Annotated in this window: 11 protein-coding genes; 10 read left to right on the top strand and 1 reads right to left on the bottom strand. The window is 63.6% G+C overall.

Annotation, left to right across the window (positions count from 1 at the left end):
• Positions 1 to 29 precede the first annotated feature (29 nt).
• The 6 genes from nusG (at position 30) to rplL (ending at position 4736) form a co-directional block, all read left to right on the top strand.
• A complete protein-coding gene (gene nusG, locus N2K99_RS12955; RefSeq protein WP_227918783.1) occupies positions 30 to 803 on the top strand; it encodes a transcription termination/antitermination protein NusG in 774 nt (257 codons plus the stop codon).
• A gap of 129 nt (positions 804 to 932) precedes the next feature.
• On the top strand, positions 933 to 1364 hold the full coding sequence (gene rplK, locus N2K99_RS12950) for a 50S ribosomal protein L11 (RefSeq protein ID WP_227918781.1): 432 nt from the start codon (positions 933 to 935) through the stop codon (positions 1362 to 1364).
• 113 nt (positions 1365 to 1477) lie between these two features.
• Entirely contained in the window at positions 1478 to 2185 is a 708-nt protein-coding gene (rplA, locus tag N2K99_RS12945) for a 50S ribosomal protein L1 (protein ID WP_227918778.1), read from the top strand.
• A 133-nt stretch (positions 2186 to 2318) separates the two neighbouring features.
• Positions 2319 to 3401 (top strand): GNAT family N-acetyltransferase, encoded by a 1083-nt coding sequence (locus N2K99_RS12940; RefSeq protein WP_227918776.1) that lies wholly within the window; start codon positions 2319 to 2321, stop codon positions 3399 to 3401.
• A 329-nt stretch (positions 3402 to 3730) separates the two neighbouring features.
• On the top strand, positions 3731 to 4300 hold the full coding sequence (rplJ, locus tag N2K99_RS12935) for a 50S ribosomal protein L10 (protein ID WP_227918774.1): 570 nt from the start codon (positions 3731 to 3733) through the stop codon (positions 4298 to 4300).
• Between the two features lie 61 nt (positions 4301 to 4361).
• Positions 4362 to 4736 (top strand): 50S ribosomal protein L7/L12, encoded by a 375-nt coding sequence (gene rplL, locus N2K99_RS12930; protein ID WP_227918771.1) that lies wholly within the window; start codon positions 4362 to 4364, stop codon positions 4734 to 4736.
• A 113-nt stretch (positions 4737 to 4849) separates the two neighbouring features.
• Here rplL and N2K99_RS12925 read toward each other — a convergent pair whose 3' ends face one another.
• Complete coding sequence (locus tag N2K99_RS12925) at positions 4850 to 6085, bottom strand: acetyl-CoA C-acetyltransferase (RefSeq protein ID WP_227918769.1); 1236 nt, start codon at positions 6083 to 6085, stop codon at positions 4850 to 4852.
• A gap of 508 nt (positions 6086 to 6593) precedes the next feature.
• Here N2K99_RS12925 and rpoB point away from each other — a divergent pair.
• The 4 genes from rpoB (at position 6594) to N2K99_RS12905 (ending at position 16538) form a co-directional block, all read left to right on the top strand.
• Positions 6594 to 10094 (top strand): DNA-directed RNA polymerase subunit beta, encoded by a 3501-nt coding sequence (rpoB, locus tag N2K99_RS12920; RefSeq protein ID WP_227918768.1) that lies wholly within the window; start codon positions 6594 to 6596, stop codon positions 10092 to 10094.
• 191 nt (positions 10095 to 10285) lie between these two features.
• Complete coding sequence (locus tag N2K99_RS12915; protein ID WP_227918767.1) at positions 10286 to 14176, top strand: DNA-directed RNA polymerase subunit beta'; 3891 nt, start codon at positions 10286 to 10288, stop codon at positions 14174 to 14176.
• Positions 14177 to 14312: 136 nt separating this feature from the next.
• Entirely contained in the window at positions 14313 to 15080 is a 768-nt protein-coding gene (locus tag N2K99_RS12910; protein WP_227918766.1) for an IclR family transcriptional regulator, read from the top strand.
• A 162-nt stretch (positions 15081 to 15242) separates the two neighbouring features.
• Positions 15243 to 16538, top strand: coding sequence for an MFS transporter (locus N2K99_RS12905; RefSeq protein WP_227933030.1), 1296 nt, complete (start codon positions 15243 to 15245; stop codon positions 16536 to 16538).
• The last annotated feature ends 145 nt before the right edge of the window (positions 16539 to 16683 follow it).

Below are 16683 nucleotides of genomic sequence, written 5' to 3'. Positions count from 1 at the left end.
GTGCTCTGAAGAAGAAAGCAGGAATCTACGTGTCCGAGCAAGAACTCGAATCACAGATCAATGACAACGCTGATCTGGATACCGAGGATCAGATGACCGCAGCCGACGTCGACGAGGCGCCCGCTGCTGTTGATGCTTCGGCAGACGAAGAAAACGCAGCCGAAGAGGCTGCCGATTCCGCAGAAGACGCTGAGCCCGAGGAAGATCCGGCTGTTGCCTTCAAGGCCAAGCTGCGCCGCCAGGAGGGTGACTGGTACGTCATCCACTCCTACGCCGGCTACGAAAACCGCGTGAAGTCCAACCTTGAGACCCGCATCCAGACGCTGGACATGGAAGAGGACATCTTCGAAATCCAGGTCCCGATGGAAGAAGTCGTCGAGATCAAGAACACCACGCGGAAGATCGTCAACCGCGTCCGCATTCCCGGCTACGTCCTGGTGCGCATGAACCTCACCGATGAGTCCTGGGGCGTTGTCCGGCACACCCCCGGCGTGACCGGCTTCGTGGGCAATGCACACAACCCGACTCCGCTGAGCCTGTCCGAGGTGTACTCGATGCTCGAGCACACGATCGTTTCCCCGAAGACCGAGGCCGGCAAGCCTGCACAGCAGCAGTCTTCCAACATTGCCGTTGACTTCGAGATCGGCGAGCCCGTAACGGTCAACGAAGGCCCGTTCGAGACGCTCCAGGCCACCATCTCGGAGATCAAGCCCGAGTCCCAGCAGCTGGTGGTCCTCGTGACCATCTTCGAGCGCGAGACGCCTGTGACCCTCGGCTTCGGCCAGGTCACGAAGCTCCAGTAGCTATCAGATTTCGCTGTCCGCAGGTCCGCTTTAACCTGCAGGCAGCGTCCGGCCGCCAAGCCATGGCGGCCACCGCCCCGGACGGACGCTCCTGTCCTTCGGGAACATAATTTAGAGAAGGACCCTTTCATGGCCCCCAAGAAAAAGGTCACCGGCCTCATCAAGCTGCAGATCAACGCAGGTGCCGCCAACCCGGCTCCTCCGATTGGTCCGGCACTTGGCCAGCACGGTGTCAACATCATGGAATTCTGCAAGGCGTACAACGCTGCAACGGAATCCCAGCGCGGCAACGTTATCCCGGTGGAAATCACCGTCTACGAAGACCGTTCCTTCACCTTCATCACGAAGACTCCTCCGGCTGCACAGCTGATCAAGAAGGCTGCCGGTGTCGCCAAGGGTTCCGCAACCCCGCACACCACCAAGGTTGCCAACCTGACCCAGGCACAGGTCGAAGAGATCGCCACCATGAAGATGGAAGACCTCAACGCCAACGATGTCCAGGCAGCTGCCAAGATCATCGCCGGCACCGCCCGTTCGATGGGCATCACGGTACAGGGCTAAGTCCCCGTACTCGTTTCACATTCACATAACTGCCGCCGACCCTAACGGGCGACGGCGCGTGGCAGGGCCCGGCGCGGTCCGACAGACCACAACTGCACAAGGAGAAAAAGCAGATGGCAAAGCGCAGCAAAGCATATGAAGCAGCTGCAGCCAAGATCGATGCGGACAAGCTGTACGCACCGGTCGAGGCTGTAGAGCTGGCGAAGGACACCAATCCTTCCAAGTTCGACGCAACCGTTGAGGTGGCTTTCCGCCTGGGCGTTGACCCCCGTAAGGCTGACCAGATGGTCCGCGGCACGGTCAACCTGCCCCACGGCACCGGCAAGACGGCCCGCGTCCTCGTTTTCGCGACCGGCGAGAAGGCTGAAGCAGCAATCGCTGCCGGCGCCGACTTCGTTGGTTCCGATGACATGATCGAAAAGGTTGCAGCAGGCTGGACCGACTTCGACGCCGCAGTGGCTACCCCGGACATGATGGGCAAGGTCGGCCGCCTGGGCCGCGTGCTCGGCCCGCGTAACCTCATGCCGAACCCGAAGACCGGCACGGTTACCCCGAACGTGGCCAAGGCCGTTACGGACATCAAGGGTGGCAAGATCGACTTCCGCGTCGACAAGCACTCCAACCTGCACTTCATCATCGGCAAGGTGTCCTTCGACGCCCAGAAGCTGGCTGAGAACTACGCAGCAGCTCTGGAAGAGGTCCTTCGCCTCAAGCCGTCGGCAGCCAAGGGCCGCTACATCTCCAAGGCGACCGTGTCCACCACGTTCGGACCGAGCATCAGCGTTGACCCGAACGTCACCAAGGTTCTCGCCGACGCATAGTCAGCAGTAGTACCTGGGGATACCTCCCCGAAGAGCGGCCGCAGCCTTTGCTGCGGCCGCTCTTTTGTGTCCGGCCGCTGTGCATCCCGCTTCGGCTTTTGAAGCTCGGCGTCCGTGCGGCAGGATGTGTGCCATGACTCAACTGCCCGTGTCCATCGAGCCGATTGCCGTACCGTCCGGCCTGGACGCACCGGGGGCCGCGGATTTCATCGCCGTTGCCGAGCTCCTGAATGCCCAGCTGCGTGAGTTCTGGGGCAATGACGACTTTTACGGCCCGCCGCAGGCGCAGCTTGCCGGCCGTCGCAGTACTCCGACCCGGCGGCGGGAGCTCCTGGTCGCCCGGGCCGGGGCTGACATCGTGGGAGTGGCCCAGATAAACCTCCCGTTGACGGACAACCTGCACAGTGGAACGGTCAACGTTGTGGTTGCACCTTCCGCCCGGCGCCGCGGCGTTGGAACGCAGCTCTACGCCGCGGCGGAGCAACTGGCGGCGGCGGACAACCGGCGCATGCTCATGGCGGAGACGGACCATTTGCCCTCCGGTGAGACGTCGGACCCGATCGCCCATACCCCGTCGCTGGTCCCGCAGGACGCCGCCGCCTTGTTCGCTTCCGCGTTGGGCTTCCGGCTGGAACTGGTGGACCGCGTCAGCCGGCTGGAGCTGGGAAGCGCTGCAGATGATGAAGCCGTGCTGGAGCAGGCGAGGGCCGTAGCCGGATCGGACTACGAACTCGTCTTCTGGAGCGGGGCCTGCCCTCCGGACCTGGTGGATGCCTACGCGCTTCTGCGGCAGAAGATGAGCATCGATGCGCCGATGGGAGGACTGGACCTGGCGGAGGAAGTATGGAACGAAGCACGGGTACGGGAGGCCGAGGCACAGGCCCGCGACATGGACGCCGAGGTCCTGGTCAGTGCCGCACGGCAGGTCGCGACAGGCGAACTTGCCGGGCATACCGTCCTGGAAATCTTCCGCAACAACCCTGCCGTGGTTTATCAGGACGACACCCTGGTGCTGGAAAGCCACCGGGGAAATCGCCTGGGCATGCTGCTCAAGGCCGCGAACCTGGTACGGCTCCGGCAGATGGTGCCCGAAGCACGCCGGGTCTACACCTGGAATGCCGAGGAGAACCGGTACATGCTCTCCATTAACGAGCGGCTTGGCTTCCGGCCCATCGGCTACTCCGGGGAGTGGCAAAAGGAGCTGTCCGCCGAATGACATTCGGGTGGCAGCTGAGTCCGGCCTCTGCCGGATGATGCCGCCGGCCCCCGGGATTTGTTCCCCGTCGCAATCTCCCGTACTCTGGAACTACCAAAGACCGTCGGTCGATGTGCATTCAATCCCACCGTAAGGCTGAACCTTCAGCCCGCCACGTGTGGAACCCGGTTGGACAAACATCCGAAAGTCCCTTGATAGGGCGGCCTGCGCAGGTGAACGAACTGCACTCCGGAACACGTGTCCGTAGAGTGAAGCCCCGTGCATCTGCCCGGGGCGTTTTTTATGTTCGGGACCCGATCCACCGGCACTATTTCCCCGGAAGGAGGGTTATGGCAACGCCAACAAAGGTGTCAGCAGTCGAGGAAATCACCACCGATTTCAAGGAATCGACCGCTGCTGTCCTAACCGAATACCGCGGGCTCACCGTTGCACAGCTCAAGGAGCTGCGTCGTTCGCTCGGCCAGGACACCAAGTACTCGGTCGTAAAGAACACCCTGACTGGCATTGCAGCCAAGGAAGCCGGCATCGACGCGTTCGAAGGCCAGCTTGCCGGACCTACTGCAATTGCCTTCATCAAGGGTGACGCAGTTGCAGCTGCAAAGAGCCTGACGGATTTTGCCAAGACCAACCCGCAGCTCATCATCAAGACCGGTGTCTTCGAGGGCAATGCCCTGGATGCCTCCGGTGTAGCCGCACTGGCTGCCCTTGAGTCCCGTGAGTTCCAGCTTGCACGCGTCGCCGGTGTCCTCAAGGCACCGATGTCCATGCTCGCCCGCACGGCTGATGCACTGCGCATGAAGCTTGAAGAGGAAAGCGGCGCCCCCGCTGCCTCCGCTGCAGAAGAGGCTCCGGCCGCTGCAGAAGAAGCTCCGGCAGCAGAAGCAGCCACCGAAGAGTAATTCCTCTTCTCCATCAATCTCCGGTGCCTGCGTGCACCAACTATAGGAAGGACGCCACACCATGGCGAAGCTCACCAACGAAGAGCTCATTGAAGCTTTCAAGGAACTGTCCATCATCGAGCTCTCCGATTTCGTGAAGCTCTTCGAGGAGACGTTCGACGTCACCGCTGCTGCTGTTGCAGTTGCCGGCCCCGCTGCCGGTGCCGCTGAAGCCGCTGAAGAGAAGACCGAATTCGACGTCATCCTCGAAGCTGCCGGCGACAAGAAGATCGCAGTGATCAAGGAAGTTCGCTCCCTGACCTCGCTGGGTCTGAAGGAAGCCAAGGACCTGGTTGACAGCGCTCCGAAGGCCGTCCTCGAAGGCGCCAACAAGGAAGCCGCTGACAAGGCCAAGGAAGCTCTCGAAGCTGCCGGCGCCACCGTCACCGTCAAGTAGTTTTTACTGCCTCACAGCATAAAAACGCTTAGCAGAAGGCCCCGTTCCGAAAGGAACGGGGCCTTCTGTTTTGATTTCGGGGCGGTCACTCCGGGGCAGCTGCTCCGGGGCGGTTATGCCTCTTCGCGGTAAAGCAGCAGCGCCTCGCCCTGCCCGCCGCCGCCGCAGAGCGCGACGCCGGCCCGGCCGGATCCGCGCCGGGCAAGCTCATGCGCTGCCGTGAGGGCCAGCCGGGCGCCCGAGGCGCCGATCGGATGCCCGAGTGCGATCGCTCCGCCGTGCAGGTTGCACTGTTCAAGGTCCATCCCCAGTTCGTTGAGGGACTGGACCGCCACGGCACCGAAGGCCTCGTTGATCTCGATGAAGTCCAGGTCCGAGGTGCTCCAGCCGGCCCGCCCGAGCGCGGCGAAGAGGGCATTGGAGGGCTGGGAATGCAGCGTGTTGTCCGGGCCCGCGACCTGGCCGGGAAGCCCGACGGCGGCGAGGACATTCAATCCGTTGGCTTCGGCGTAGTCCCGGGTCGTGATGATCAGTGCTGCCGCACCGTCGGACAGGGGAGAGGAGTTGCCTGCCGTGATGGTTCCTTCGGAATCGAACGCCGGACGAAGGCCCGCCAGCGTATCCACGGTGGTGTTGGGCCGCACGCCTTCGTCCGAGGTAAGGACCAGGGGCTCTCCGCGGCGCTGCGGCACCGTCACGGGAACGATTTCCGCGTCGAAGATCCCGGAGGCCATGGCGGCTGCCGCACGCCGGTGCGAGGCAGCGGCTACTTCGTCCTGCTCCAGGCGCTTGATGGCCAGCTTCGTGTTTCCCCGCTCGGTGGAAATGCCCATGGAATCGTTGTCGAAGGCATCAGTGAGGCCGTCGTGTGCCACCGAATCCAGTGCGGAAATGTTGCCGTAGTTCCAGCCCTGCCGGGAACCGGGAAGCAGGTGTGGTCCGCGGGTCATGGATTCCTGGCCGCCGGCCACCACCACGGTGGCCTCGCCGCCGCGGATCAGCCGAGCGGCATCAATCACCGCAGCCAGGCCGGACAGGCAGACCTTGTTGACGGTGACCGCCGGGACGTCCCAGCCGATGCCGGCCTTGATGGAGGCCTGGCGGGCGGGGTTCTGCCCGCAGCCGGCCTGCACCACATGCCCCATGATGACGGAGTCGACAGCCGCGGCATCAACGCCGGCTTTGTCCAGCGCGCCCTTGATGGCAAACGCGCCGAGCTCGACGGCCGTGAAGGCGGACAGCTGGCCGTTCAGGCGGCCCTGGGGCGTACGTGCGCCCCCGACAATAACCACTTCGGGAACGGCGGCGCCCTCGCGGGCTGCGGAGGTGCTTGTGGGTGCGTTAGTCACTCGTGCATCGCTTTCGTCGGTGTATTCGTCATTGAAGACAGGGATAAGGCTACGCCACCCCGGCGCGCCGGGGGAGAGCGCCGTCACAGGGGTCCGCGGCACTGCACACCATGCGGGCACGCATAAAAGCGCCGTTGTGCGGTAAGGTATCTGTATCCGATGCGTGAACGGTGCGCCGGTGCAGCCTGTAGCTCCCCCTCGATTCCGGGATTAGTCTCAGATGAGTCAGCCGGAAATTCGATCCCCGGAACATCCTTTCGGAGGGGTTGAGCGAAGCAGGGTTCAGATACCGGGTAGACTTGTCTGCCCATAATGCCCTATAGTGGATATTTGCTTCCTCCTGTTAACCTTCAGCCTTCATATAGCGGTGGGCTTCGTTCCGTGCCGGGCAGTATCCGCAACCTGTGGATAGGCCCCATGCCGGACACTGGGACGCACACGGACTCGGTCCGCATCGTGCAGGGGAGGAGGCGTGAAACACGCCTGAAGGTCTGTGGAAGGATCCCTCTTGGTCGCCTCGAGCACCTCTAATAACGAAACCGCTACTAATCCGGAGAACGCAGCTTCCCGGATTTCATTCGCAAAGATTCACGAACCGCTTGACGTTCCCAATCTTCTTGCCCTGCAGACGGACAGCTTTGACTGGCTCGTCGGCAACGAGCGCTGGAAGGCGCGCGTTGAAAAGGCGCGGGAGACCGGCGAACAGGGTATTGCCACCACTTCCGGCCTGGCTGACATCTTCGAGGAAATCTCCCCGATTGAAGACTTCCAGGGCACCATGTCCCTGAGCTTCTCGGAGCCGGAGTTTGCCGACCCGAAGTACACCATGGCGGAGTGCAAGGACCGGGACGCTACGTACTCGGCCCCGTTGTACGTTAAAGCCGAATTCATGAACAACAACACGGGTGAAATCAAGCAGCAGACCGTGTTCATGGGCGACTTCCCCCTCATGACCAACAAGGGAACGTTCGTCATCAACGGCACCGAGCGTGTTGTTGTTTCCCAGCTGGTCCGTTCCCCGGGCGCATACTTCGAGCGCACCGCGGACAAGACCAGTGACAAGGACATCTACACCGCGAAGATCATTCCTTCCCGCGGTGCATGGTTTGAACTTGAGATCGACAAGCGTGACCAGGTGGGCGTCCGCCTGGACCGCAAGCGCAAGCAGTCCGTCACCGTGCTGCTCAAGGCACTGGGCTGGACCGAAGGCCAGATCCTCGAGACCTTCGGCGAGTACGACTCCATTCGGGCCACCCTGGAAAAGGACCCGACGGAAACCCGCGAAGATGCCCTGCTGGACATCTACCGCAAGCTCCGTCCGGGCGAGCCGCCCACGGTCGAGGCTGCCCAGACCCTGCTGGACAACCTGTACTTCAACCCGAAGCGTTACGATCTGGCCAAGGTTGGCCGTTACAAGATCAACCGCAAGCTGGGCATCGACAAGCCTCTGACGGATTCCGATGCTTCGGTACTGAACAATGACGACATCGTCGCCATGATCAAGTTCCTCGTAGCACTGCACGCCGGCGAGAAGACGGTTCCGGGCAAGCGCAACGGCGACGACGTCGACATCCGCGTTGAGGTCGACGACATCGACCACTTCGGCAACCGCCGCATCCGCGCCGTCGGCGAACTGATCGAAAACCAGATCCGCACGGGCCTGTCCCGTATGGAGCGCGTAGTCCGCGAACGGATGACCACCCAGGACGTCGAGGCCATCACGCCGCAGACCCTGATCAACATCCGTCCCGTTGTTGCTGCAATCAAGGAGTTCTTCGGAACCTCCCAGCTCTCGCAGTTCATGGACCAGAACAACCCGCTTGCCGGCCTGACGCACAAGCGCCGCCTGTCCGCGCTGGGCCCGGGCGGTTTGTCCCGTGACCGCGCAGGCATGGAAGTCCGAGATGTGCACCCGTCCCACTACGGACGTATGTGCCCCATCGAAACCCCTGAAGGCCCGAACATCGGCCTGATCGGTTCGCTGGCTTCCTACGGCCGCATCAACGCGTTCGGCTTCATCGAAACCCCGTACCGCAAGGTCGAGGAAGGCGTAGTCACCGACAAGGTTGACTACCTGACCGCCGATGACGAAGTTGAGCGCACCATTGCCCAGGCAAACGCTCCGCTGCGCGCCGACCAGCACTTCGCCGAGGACCTCGTCCTTGTCCGTGCCCGCGGCGGCTCCGGTGAGCCCGTCCTCGTTGAGCCCAACGAGGTCGAGTACATGGACGTCTCCCCGCGCCAGATGGTGTCGGTGGCTACGGCCCTGATTCCGTTCCTCGAGCATGACGATGCCAACCGCGCCCTTATGGGTGCGAACATGCAGCGCCAGGCTGTGCCGCTGCTCCGTTCCGAGCGTCCCGTCGTGGGCACCGGCATGGAGAAGTACACCGCCGTTGACGCCGGCGACTCCGTGACCGCCAAGAAACCCGGTGTTGTCACCGAGGTTTCCGCTGACCTCGTCACCGTCATGAACGACGACGGCACCGAGACCAGCTACCCGATCATGAAGTTCGAGCGCTCCAACCAGGGCAACGCCTACAACCAGCGCGTGCTGGTCTCCGAAGGTGCCCGGGTTGAGGTCAACAGCATCATCGCCGACGGTCCCGCAACGGACCAGGGTGAACTGGCCCTTGGTAAGAACCTGCTCGTGGCATTCATGTCATGGGAAGGCCACAACTACGAAGATGCCATCATCCTGTCCCAGCGCATGGTCTCCGACGATGTCCTGACCTCCATCCACATTGAGGAGCACGAGGTTGACGCCCGCGACACCAAGCTTGGTGCCGAGGAAATCACCCGCGACATCCCCAACGTCTCCGAAGAGGTGCTCTCGCAGCTCGACGAGCGCGGCATCATCCACATCGGTGCCGAGGTTGAAGCCGGCGACATCCTGGTTGGCCGCGTCACCCCGAAGGGCGAAACGGAACTGACCCCGGAGGAGCGCCTGCTGCGCGCAATCTTCGGCGAGAAGAGCCGCGAAGTCCGCGACACGTCCCTGAAGGTGCCCCACGGCGAGTCCGGCACCGTCATCGGCGTCCGCATCTTCGACCGTGACAACGACGACGAGCTGCCCCCGGGCGTCAACCAGCTGGTCCGCGTCTACGTGGCCCACAAGCGCAAGATCACCGACGGTGACAAGCTGGCCGGCCGCCACGGCAACAAGGGCGTCATCTCCAAGATCCTCCCGATCGAAGACATGCCGTTCATGGAAGACGGAACCCCCGTCGACATCATCCTGAACCCGCTGGGTGTTCCGGGCCGAATGAACGTCGGACAGGTCCTGGAAATCCACCTGGGCTGGGCTGCCAAGCAGGGCTGGAAGATCGAAGGCGAGCCGGACTGGGTCAAGGACCTGCCGAACCTGCCCCGTGAGACCGGTCCCACCACTGTCGCCACCCCGGTGTTCGACGGCGCCAGCGAGGACGAGATCACCAACCTGCTCGACTCCACCAACGTGACCCGTGACGGCAACCGCCTGATCGGTGCATCGGGCAAGGCCCGGATGTACGACGGCCGCTCCGGCCAGCCGTTCCCGGACCCGATCTCGGTCGGCTACATGTACATCCTGAAGCTGCACCACCTGGTGGACGACAAGATCCACGCACGCTCCACCGGTCCGTACTCCATGATCACGCAGCAGCCGCTGGGTGGTAAGGCACAGTTCGGCGGACAGCGCTTCGGTGAAATGGAAGTCTGGGCCCTGGAAGCGTACGGCGCCGCCTACACGCTGCAGGAACTGCTCACGATCAAGTCCGATGACATCCATGGCCGCGTGAAGGTCTACGAAGCCATCGTCAAGGGTGAGAACATCCCGGAGCCCGGCGTTCCGGAATCGTTCAAGGTCCTGATCAAGGAAATGCAGTCGCTCTGCCTGAATGTGGAAGTCCTCTCCACCGAAGGCAACACGATTGAAATGCGTGACTCGGATGAAGAAGTCTTCCGGGCCGCGGAGGAACTGGGTATCGATCTGTCCCGCGCAGAGCCCAGCTCCGTCGAAGAGGTTTAGCAGTATCACCGTCCCGGCTGGCGCCGGGACGGTCCGGAACGGCGGCAACGAAATTCCGCGGCTCGCAGAGCTCGCAACGGAATATTAAAGCCGCCTAACCCGGACCGCCTGGCGCCAGTGGGATGGTCACCTAGAGCTCTTTCCGTACCCCGAGACATTCAGATTTAGAGAACAAGAGAGAACAGGGACCCATGTCCAACGATTCCACGTTCGGCCTCATGCGAATCGGCCTTGCCACCGCGGATGAAATCCGCGGCTGGTCATACGGCGAAGTCAAGAAGCCGGAAACCATCAACTACCGAACCCTGAAGCCGGAGAAGGACGGTCTTTTCTGCGAAAAGATCTTCGGTCCTTCCCGCGACTGGGAATGCTACTGCGGTAAGTACAAGCGCGTCCGCTTCAAGGGCATCATCTGTGAGCGCTGCGGCGTCGAGGTCACCCGTGCCAAGGTGCGCCGCGAACGCATGGGCCACATTGAGCTCGCCGCTCCGGTCACCCACATCTGGTACTTCAAGGGTGTTCCGTCCCGCCTGGGCTACCTGCTGGACCTGGCACCGAAGGACCTTGAGAAGGTCATCTACTTCGCTGCCTATATGATCACCTCGGTGGACGAAGAGAACCGCCACGCGGAACTGCCGAACCTGCAGGCCGAGCACGACGTGGAGCGCAAGCACCTCGTCGACCAGCGCGACTCCGACATTGCCGCGATCGCCAAGGACCTGGAAGGCGAGCTTGCCCGCCTCGAGGGCGAAGGCGCCAAGGCTGCCGATAAGAAGAAGGCACGCGACTCCGCCGACCGCCAGATGGCCAAGGTCCGCCGCGACGCCGACAACAACATCGAGCGCCTCGAGCAGGTCTGGGACCGGTTCAAGAACCTCAAGGTCGGCGACCTGGAGGGCGACGAAGGCCTCTACCGCGAACTGCGTGACCGTTACGGTCTGTACTTCGAAGGCTCCATGGGTGCCGAAGCCATCAAGAAGCGTCTTGAAGACTTCGACATGCAGGCCGAGTCCGAGAACCTGCGCGACATCATCCAGAACGGCAAGGGCCAGCGCAAGACGCGTGCCCTGAAGCGCCTGAAGGTTGTCAACGCGTTCCTGACCACCACGAACAGCCCGCTGGGCATGGTCCTGGACGCCGTTCCGGTTATCCCGCCGGAACTGCGCCCGATGGTCCAGCTCGACGGCGGCCGCTTCGCGACGTCGGACCTTAACGACCTGTACCGCCGCGTGATCAACCGCAACAACCGCCTGAAGCGCCTGCTGGATCTCGGTGCCCCCGAGATCATCGTGAACAACGAAAAGCGGATGCTCCAGGAAGCTGTTGACTCCCTGTTCGACAACGGCCGCCGCGGCCGTCCGGTCACCGGACCGGGCAACCGTCCGCTGAAGTCGCTGTCCGACATGCTCAAGGGCAAGCAGGGCCGCTTCCGCCAGAACCTGCTGGGTAAGCGCGTTGACTACTCCGGCCGTTCCGTTATCGTCGTTGGCCCGCAGCTGAAGCTGCACCAGTGCGGCCTGCCGAAGCAGATGGCACTGGAGCTCTTCAAGCCGTTCGTGATGAAGCGCCTGGTTGACCTCAACCACGCCCAGAACATCAAGAGCGCCAAGCGCATGGTCGAGCGTTTCCGTCCGCAGGTCTGGGACGTACTGGAAGAGATCATCACCGAACACCCGGTGCTGCTCAACCGTGCACCCACCCTGCACCGCCTCGGCATCCAGGCCTTCGAGCCGCAGCTCGTTGAAGGTAAGGCCCTTCAGCTGCACCCGCTGGTCTGCGGCGCCTTCAACGCTGACTTCGACGGCGACCAGATGGCAGTCCACCTGCCGCTGAGCCCCGAAGCCCAGGCTGAAGCACGCATCCTGATGCTGTCCTCGAACAACATCCTGAAGCCGTCCGACGGCCGCCCGGTCACCCTGCCCTCGCAGGATATGATCATCGGCCTGCACCACCTGACCACGAAGCGGAACGGTGCTGCCGGTGAAGGCCGCGTGTTCGGTTCCATGGCCGAAGCCATCATGGCCTTCGACATGGGCGAGCTGCACCTGAACGCACTGGTGAAGATGCGCGTGGACGGCTTCGTCCCCAGCGCAGGCCAGCCGGCACCGGAAGGTTGGGAAGAGGGCACTCCTGCCCTCATCGAAACCTCCCTCGGCCAGGTCATCTTCAACCAGACGCTGCCCGCGGACTACCCGTGGGTGAAGGAAGTTGCCGATAAGGGCCAGCTCTCCGCGATCGTCAACGATCTGGCTGAGCGCTACCCGAAGGTCGTCACGGCTGCAACGCTGGACAACCTGAAGGACGCCGGTTTCTACTGGGCCACCCGCTCGGGCGTTACCGTTGCCATCTCCGATATCGCGGCTCCGATCGACAAGCCCGCCATTATGGAAGGCTACGAAGCGCAGGCTGCCAAGGTTGAAAGCCAGTACGGCAAGGGCCTGATCGCTGAAGACGAGCGCCGCCAGGAACTGATCGACATCTGGAACAAGGCCACCAACGAGGTTGCTGCTGCAATGCGGGCGAACATGCCCGAGTTCAACAACATCAACCGCATGGTGTCCTCCGGTGCCCGTGGTAACTGGCTGCAGGTCCGCCAGATTGCCGGTATCCGTGGCCTGGTGGCCAACCCTAAGGGCGAGATCATCCCGCGCCCGATCAAGTCCTCCTACCGTGAGGGCCTGTCGGTGCTGGAATACTTCATCGCCACCCACGGTGCCCGTAAGGGTCTCGCCGATACCGCTCTGCGTACCGCCAACTCGGGTTACCTGACCCGTCGTCTGGTGGACGTTTCCCAGGACGTCATTGTCCGCGAGGAAGACTGCGGCACCGAGCGCGGCCTGAACGTAACCATCGCGGTTCCGGACTCCAACGGTGAACTGCAGCTGCACGAAGAGGTCGAGAACTCGGCGTACGCCCGTACGCTGGCCACCGACGTCACCGATGCACAGGGCAACGTCCTGGCCAAGGGCGGCGACGATGTGGGCGACGTCCTCATCGCCAAGCTGTTCGAAGCCGGCGTCACCGACATCAAGGTCCGCTCCGTACTCACCTGTGAGTCCGCCGTCGGTACCTGTGCACTTTGCTACGGCCGCTCCCTGGCCACGGGTAAGACCGTGGACATCGGCGAGGCCGTGGGCATCATTGCCGCACAGTCCATTGGTGAGCCGGGTACCCAGCTGACCATGCGTACCTTCCACACCGGTGGTGTTGCTTCCGCTGAGGACATCACCCAGGGTCTGCCCCGTATCCAGGAGCTCTTCGAAGCACGTACGCCTAAGGGTGTTGCTCCGATCTCCGAGACCGCGGGTCGGGTCACGCTGGAAGAGACCGACCGCCAGATGCGTCTGGTTGTCACTCCCGACGACGGCTCCGAGGAAATCGCGTACCCGGTCCTGCGCCGTGCCCGCCTGCTGGTTGCCGACGGCGACCACGTAGAGGTTGGCCAGCAGCTGGTCTTCGGTGCGGTGGATCCCAAGCAGATCCTCCGTATCCTCGGCCCGCGCAAGGCACAGGAATTCCTGGTGGACGAAGTCCAGCGCGTGTACCGCAGCCAGGGTGTGGGCATCCACGACAAGCACGTCGAGGTTATTGTCCGCCAGATGCTGCGCCGCGTAACCGTGATCGAGTCCGGCGATTCCGATCTGCTCCCGGGTGAGCTGACCGAACGCCGCCGCTTCGAAAGCGAGAACCGCCGCGTCGTTTCGGAAGGCAAGAAGCCTGCTTCGGGCCGTCCGGAACTCATGGGTATCACCAAGGCCTCCCTGGCCACCGAGTCCTGGCTGTCCGCAGCTTCCTTCCAGGAGACAACCCGCGTCCTGACGCAGGCTGCCATGGAAGGCAAGAGCGATCCGCTGCTCGGCCTCAAGGAGAACGTCATCATCGGTAAGCTGATCCCGGCCGGAACGGGCCTGCCCCGTTACACCGAGGTCACTGTCGAGCCGACCGAAGAAGCAAAGGCCAATCTCTTCACCGGCCCGAGCGCCTTCAGCGACTTCGACTACGCCGGCGTTGACGGCGGCCTGAGCCCTGAGTTCCACGCCATCCCGCTGGATGACTACGACATGGGCAGCGACTTCCGCTAACCAAGGCAACCGGCGCCGCATGTAGTGCGCAGCGTCAACGGCAGGTCCCGCACCCCCAGGGTGCGGGACCTGCCGCGTTTAACGGCTAGGCCGGGATAGTCGCCGTGCCGGATATTGGCTGTGCGAGACTTAAACAATGGCCAATTCCCCGAGCGGCGAGTCCATGACCAGCCGGATCGTGCGGGTCATCAGTGCCTTCGACGAAACCCACCAGGCCATGCCCATCGCCATGCTGGCCCGCCGCGCCGGGCTGCCGCTGTCCACCGCGCACCGGATCGTGAACGAATTGATGGGGCACGGCTTCCTGCAGCGGGAGGCCGACGGCGGCGTCCGTCTGGGCCTTCGCCTGTGGGAACTGGCCAACCGCAGCTCCGCCGCCCTCGGCCTCAAACAGATTGCCATGCCGTTTATGGAAGACATCCAGGCAGTGGTTCGGCAGCACACCCAGCTGTCCGTGCTGCGCCAGGATGAGGTGCTGTTCATCGAACGCCTCTCCAGCCACGGATCGGTGCTGAACCACGCGAAGGTCGCCGGCCGGCTCCCTGTCCACGTCTCCTCATCGGGGATGGTGATGATGGCCCACTCGCCGCGGCACGTACAGGAGGAGTACCTGGCGCAGCAGAACCCGGATGCCTCCGAGGAAAAGCGGCTGCGTTCTTCCTGGGCAAAAATGCGCCTGGAAGGCAGCGCAAGCCTGCCCGGCGCCGTCGTTCCGGACACCACGGGAATAGCCGTGCCCGTCTTCGGCCCGGGCGGCACGGCCGTGGCCGCGATCGGAGTCGTGGTGCCCACCGGCAGCGAACACATCTCTTCGACCATCCCGGCGCTGATGACTGCTGCCCGCGGAATCTCCCGCGGCCTGGGCGTCCGGGCAGAGGCCGCAGGACCCCACTACCAGCGCTGACCCACCGGCCGGGCATGGCCGGAACCGGCCGTGCCGCGTGGCGCTGCAGGCCGGCGGCGGACTTCCGGGTAATAGTAGTGCCGGGCCGGCAGCACATCCTGCCGGGACCTTCTCCGGCACTTCCGTGCCGGCACCAAACGGAGCGGCACAACGGGGGACAGAGTGGCAAAATCAGGGGCGGGCGTCTGGGCGCTGCCTGCTTTCCGCGGCCTGTGGCTGGCTACCACTGCGGTGCACGCCGGCCGTGATGTCGCCGTGTTTGCCGTGTCTGTGGGAATGATCTCCGTGCTCGGCGCTACGCCGTTCCAAGCCGGGCTGGCCGCACCCCTAAGCAGCGCCGGGCCGCTGCTCTTCGGGCTGGTGGCAGGGGTGGCTGTTGACCGGTGGGGGCAGCGGCGGACCATGCTCGCCATGACCTGGGTCCGTGCAGCAGCCTATGCCTGGGCCGTTGCGTCGTTCTTCCTGGGCTGGCTGGAGGCATGGCAGCTGCTGCTCGTGATCCTGGTGGTCGGGATTGCCGACGTGTTCTTTATGGCCGCCCATACCTCGGTATTGCCGAGGCTGGTGGGACGGCACCGGATCGCCGATGCCGCATCTTCGCTGATGGCCTCCGAGCAGGTGGTGTCCCTGGCCGGTCCGGCGGCCGGCGGGATACTGGTGCGGCTTCTCCCGGCGCCGGCCGTGCTTGCCGTAAGCGCAGCCACACAGCTGGTCGCCGCCGCGGGACTGGCCCGGCTGCCCCCGGACAACCCGGCCCCGCCGAAGACGGATCGGCCGGGCATCCGGGAAGCCGTCGCGACGGGGGTCAGGTTCATCGCCGGCCATCGCGTTCTGCTGGCACTGATCATGACTACCACTACCAACAACTTCGCCGCCGGTCTCTACCAGGCTGCCGAGTCCTGGTTCATCCTTCACGATCTGGCAATGGACCCGGCGCTCTTCGGTGCCATCTGGTCCGTCAGCGCCGTCGGCGGAATCGTCGGTGCGGTGCTGGCCCCGCGTATTGGGAAGGCGATCGGCCCGCTCCGCGCCATGCTGCTGGCAGCGCTGATGATGCCGCTGAACTTCGCGCTCGTGCCGCTCACTGCACTGTGGCCGCATCTCGCGGTGCTGAGCATCGGGGTATCGTTCACCCTTTTCGGCCTCGCTCTTGGCCTGATGATGGTGAACAGCTCGGCCCTGACCACTGCACTGATCCCGGATGACCTTCTGGCCCGCGTTTCGTCCACCCGTCGCACCCTCACCCAGGGCTCCGTTGTGCTGGGCGGTGTCCTCGGAGCGGTGCTGCTGGGCTGGATCGGTGCTGTGCCGACCCTTTGGCTGGCCGTGGCCGTGGCATTGGGCCAGTGCGTGTTCCTGCTGCTGATAGGGGTGCCCCGGCGGGGTGCGCTGCTGGCCTCGGAGCTTCCCGCGGAGCCGGAGCCACTGCCCGCCCCCGGACGGCAAACCGGTCCCTAAACCGGACCCGTGAACCGCGCCCTGACTATCCGCGGCGCCGGATACCCACCGATTTCCCATTCAATGAGAATCACTTTGCTGCTCCCCGTGTGCCGGCAGTCACACTGGGAGGTAGTGTCCGCTACAAAGTTTTCAAGGGAGTAAT

The sequence above is a fragment of the Arthrobacter sp. zg-Y1110 genome, from assembly GCF_025244865.1.
GTDB lineage: Bacteria > Actinomycetota > Actinomycetes > Actinomycetales > Micrococcaceae > Arthrobacter_B.
This window is presented reverse-complemented; position numbering and strand designations above follow the sequence as displayed.